Origin of the sequence: Streptomyces calidiresistens, assembly GCF_014141525.1 — a bacterium.
GTDB lineage: Bacteria > Actinomycetota > Actinomycetes > Streptomycetales > Streptomycetaceae > Streptomyces > Streptomyces calidiresistens.
Map to the genome: position 1 here is coordinate 1 of NZ_VKHS01000513.1, position 4,096 is coordinate 4,096.

3 protein-coding genes are annotated in these 4,096 nt (G+C 74.7%); 2 read left to right on the forward strand and 1 reads right to left on the reverse strand.

The window, feature by feature from the left end:
* The first annotated feature begins 143 nt into the window (after nt 1-143).
* A complete protein-coding gene (locus FOE67_RS18685; RefSeq protein WP_182665798.1) occupies nt 144-1,130 on the forward strand; it encodes a glycerophosphodiester phosphodiesterase in 987 nt (328 codons plus the stop codon).
* A gap of 165 nt (nt 1,131-1,295) precedes the next feature.
* On the opposite strand, the gene FOE67_RS18690 is transcribed toward FOE67_RS18685, so the two are convergent.
* The gene (locus FOE67_RS18690; RefSeq protein WP_182665796.1) at nt 1,296-2,069 is read right to left on the reverse strand and encodes a M23 family metallopeptidase; all 774 of its coding nucleotides are present in this window, start codon (nt 2,067-2,069) and stop codon (nt 1,296-1,298) included.
* Nucleotides 2,070-2,730: 661 nt separating this feature from the next.
* Here FOE67_RS18690 and FOE67_RS18695 point away from each other — a divergent pair.
* A complete protein-coding gene (locus FOE67_RS18695; protein ID WP_228474031.1) occupies nt 2,731-4,008 on the forward strand; it encodes an MFS transporter in 1,278 nt (425 codons plus the stop codon).
* The last annotated feature ends 88 nt before the right edge of the window (nt 4,009-4,096 follow it).

Consider the following 4,096-nt stretch of genomic DNA (forward strand, 5'->3'; position numbering starts at 1 on the left):
CACCCGATCCCCCCACACGAGGAGGTCTCGTGACGTCGCACCGCCCCGTCGGCCCCGTCGGACCCGTCCCACACGACCGGAACGCTTCCCCGACCGGCGCGCGCCGGCGTCCCCGCCGCCGGCTCCGCACGGGCCTGATCACCCTGGGACTCACCCTCCTGGTCCCCATCGGCCCGTGGGTCGGTCCGGGTTCCGGGGCGGCGACCGCCTCCGCCCTCCCCCTGCCGCCCGCGGCCGTCGGCACCCCGGTGGTGGTCGCCCATCGGGGCGCCTCGGGACATGCGCCGGAGAACACCCTGGCGGCCGTGGACGCGGCCGCCGAACAGGGAATCTCCTGGGTGGAGGTGGACGTGCAACGCACCCGGGACGGGGAGCTGGTCCTCCTCCACGACACCACCCTCCGGCGGACCACCGATGTCGCCGAGCGCTTCCCCGACCGGGCGCCGTGGTACGTCGGGGACATGGACCTGGCCGAGGTGCGGCGGTTGGACGCCGGTTCCTGGTTCTCACCGGAGTTCGCCGGGGAGCGGGTCCCGACCCTGCGGGAGCTGCTGCGCCGGCTGGACCACCACGGACAGCGGCTGCTGTTGGAGATCAAGGCTCCCTCCCGTTACCCGGGGATCGAGCGGGAGATCCTGCGGGAGCTGGCACGGGAGGGGTGGCTCGGCCCGATGCGCCTGTACGACTCCCTGATCCTGCAGAGCTTCGACGCGGAGTCGGTGCGCGCCGTGCACCGAATGGCCCCCCAGGTGAAGACCGGTTTCCTCGGATCCCCGGAACCCGGGGAGCTCGCCGACCACGCCGCCTTCACCCATCAGATCAACTCCCGGTACACCGACCTGACCGCCGACCGGGTCGCCGCCGTCCGGGAACTGCGGGGACCGCACGGGCGCCGGATGGAGGTCTTCACCTGGACGGTGGACGACGGCCCCACGGCGGTGCGCCTGGCCGGGATGGGGGTGGACGGCATCATCACCAACCGTCCGGGGGAGATCCGGGACGCGTTGCGCGGGGCCGACCGGGGTGTTCCCGCGCCGGCCGGGTCCCCGGAGGGGAACGGGGCCCCGGGGGTCGATCCCCTGTCCCGGGCCCGGCTTCCCCGGGCGGGACGCTCCCCCGCCGCTCGGTGACCCGGCCCCCGTCCCGGGGCACTGCCGCGCCCCCGGCCGTGGTGGCCGGGGGCGCGGCAGCGCGTTACCGGGGCGTGCGGGGGACGGGGGCGCGCGGAGAGAGCGCGTGTCGTCGGCGGGAGCCGTCCGGAGGGGGCTCCCCCGGGTGGCCGCCGACTCCCCGCGTCAGAGGTTGACGCCCTTGCCCCGCAGGTAGGAGGCGGGGTCGACCGCGGAGCCGTAGTTCGGGGTGGTGCGGATCTCGAAGTGCAGGTGCGGCCCGCTGCTGTTGCCGGTGTTGCCGGACAGGGCGATCTGCGCGCCGGTCTCCACCCGCTGGCCGGGCGAGACCTGGACCTGCGACAGGTGGGCGTACTGCGCGTAGCTGCCGTCGTCGTGCTTGACCACGACGGCGTTGCCGTAGGCGGGACCGTCCCCGGCGCCGTTGCCACCGGCCTTCACCACGGTGCCGCCGTGCACGGAGCGGACGGGGGTGCCGGTCGGCACGGCGAAGTCCTGACCGCTGTGACCGGCGGCCCAGCGATCGCCGCTGTTCCCGTAGACCGCGGAGATGGTGTACCCGCCGGAGATGGGGGCGACCCAGGACGCGGTCCGGGCCTCCGCGGCCTTCTTCGCCTCGGCCTGAGCGGCCTTCTTCGCCTCCGCGGCCTCCGCGGCCTTCTTCGCCTCGGCCGCCGCCTTCGCCTCGGCCGCCTTCTTCGCCTCCGCGGCGGCCCTGGCCTCGGCCTCCGCCGCCTTCTGGTGGACCTCGGCCAGGCCGAGGGTGTAGCGGGCGAGGGTGTCGGGGGTACCGGCGGCGAACAGGTCACCGCCGGTGGGGCCGGCCGCGACCGCGACGCCGCCGCCACTGGCGAGGACGGCGGAGAATCCGACTCCGGCGGCCAGCAGGGCGGCGCGGGTGCGGAGACGCGGGGCGCGGATCGCGGTGGTGCTGGGCATGCGGGTGGTTACCTCTCGGGTTGCGGGGCGCCTCCGGTGGAGGCGGGAAGTCCGTTTCGAGCCCGCCGGGGATCCCGGCGAGGACGAAATCAAGTAGTAACCACCGACTCGCCGCATTTCAAGAATGATCGACCCCATTGAACTGCTACGCCCGATAGTGAGCACAAGAGGGGTAAATCGTCCCTGAAGTCCGATTGGCTCGATCGATGCCCCGGACGGCGGGGACCCCCTCGACGGCCCCGGCACGCGAGGCGAAGCCACTGCTCGGAAGGGGTCCGTCGATCTCCCCGGGTACGGCGGTCCCGGGTCCCGCGGACCAACATCCCGAATCGGACGGACCAAGGTCCCGCCCCGGAATCACCATTTCCTACTATCCGATATAGGGGTCATGGGAAAAGGTGTGGCGCAGGTCACCGGATTCCGGTTCGACGGCTTTTCCGGAAGGGACCTTTTCGCCTTTCCCCCGGGACCAAGGACCCGGGAGGACGCCCCGGGCCGGCAGACTCCCGGCGTGACAGATTCCGCCGCACGTTCGTCCGATCCCGCCGCCGGGGAGTCCCTCGGCACCGCGTCCGGCCGCCCGGCGACCGCCGGATCGCCGGGGACACCGATGCCCCCGCCGGCGCCCGCCCCACCGGCACCGCCCCCGGCCCGGGATCCGATGGCCCCCCTGCGCCGCCGCACCACCGCCGTCCTGGTCGTCGGGCAGATCCTCGGTGGCTTCGGGGTGGCCATCGGGGTGGCGCTCGCCGCTCTCCTGGCGGCCGAGGTCAGCGGATCCGCGGGGGCCGCCGGCCTGGCCGTCACCGCCTCGGTCACCGGCACCGCCGTGCTCTCGCTGCCCCTCGCCGCCCTCATGGCACGGCACGGCCGTCGCCCCGGCCTCACCTGCGGTTATCTGATCGGCGCGGTCGGGGGACTGATCGTGGTGGTCTCCGCGACCCGGGGTTGGTTCGTCCCCCTGCTGGCGGGAATGTTGCTCTTCGGCGCCGGTTCCTCCGCCAATCTCCAGGCCCGCTTCGCCGCCGCCGACCTGGCCCCGGCGGCCCGACGGGGGCGGGCCATCGCGACCGTGATGTGGGCGGGGACGCTGGGAGCCGTCCTGGGGCCCAACCTGGCGGGCCCCGCAGGCCGCTCGATCGGCGCCATCGACGGCCGGATACCGGAGACCGCGGGCCCGTTCGTGTGGGCGAGCGGCATCTTCCTGCTGGCCGCCGCCACGACCCACCTGCTGCTGCGTCCCGACCCGCTGCTCACCGCCCGTTCCCTCGACGCGGGGGAAACGGCGGGCGCCGGAACGGAGCCCGGGGTCCCGCCCCGGACGGGGAAGTCGACTCCGGTCACCGGGGAGCGGGCCCTGCGCCGCGGCTGGGACGCCGTCATCTCCTCCCCCACCGCCCGCACGGCCCTGGCCGGGGTCGCCGTCGTGCACACCGCGATGATCACGATCATGGTGATGACCCCCGTCGACCTCGCCCACCACGGCGCCGGGATCGAACTGATCGGCCTGGTCATCAGCGGTCACATCGCCGGGATGTACGCCTTCTCCCCGGTGATGGGCCGACTGGCCGACCGATGGGGTGGTCTTCCCCTGCTCATGGGCTCGCTGGGGACGGTCGCGGTCGCGGCGGCCCTGGCGGGCACCGCCGACGGACGGCACACCCAGTCGGCGGTCGCCCTCTTCCTGCTGGGGTTGGGGTGGTCCGCCGGGCTGGTCGCGGGCTCGGCCCTGGTGACCGACGCCGTGCCGATCCACACGCGACCGGCCGCGCAGGGACTGTCCGACCTGACGATGAACGGGTGCGCCGCCCTCGGCGGGGCCGTGGCCGGACCGATCGTCTCCTCCGCCGGGTACGGAACGCTCAACGCCGTGGCCGCCGCCCTGCTGCTGCCGGTCGCCGTCCTCGCCCTGCGGGCGGCGGTGCGCCGCACCGCCTGAGCGCGGCGGACGGGCGCCCGTCCGCCGCGGTCCCGGGAGGGGAAGCGGAACCGGAGCGGGCCGGCGGAGGGGAATCGGGGTGCCGGGG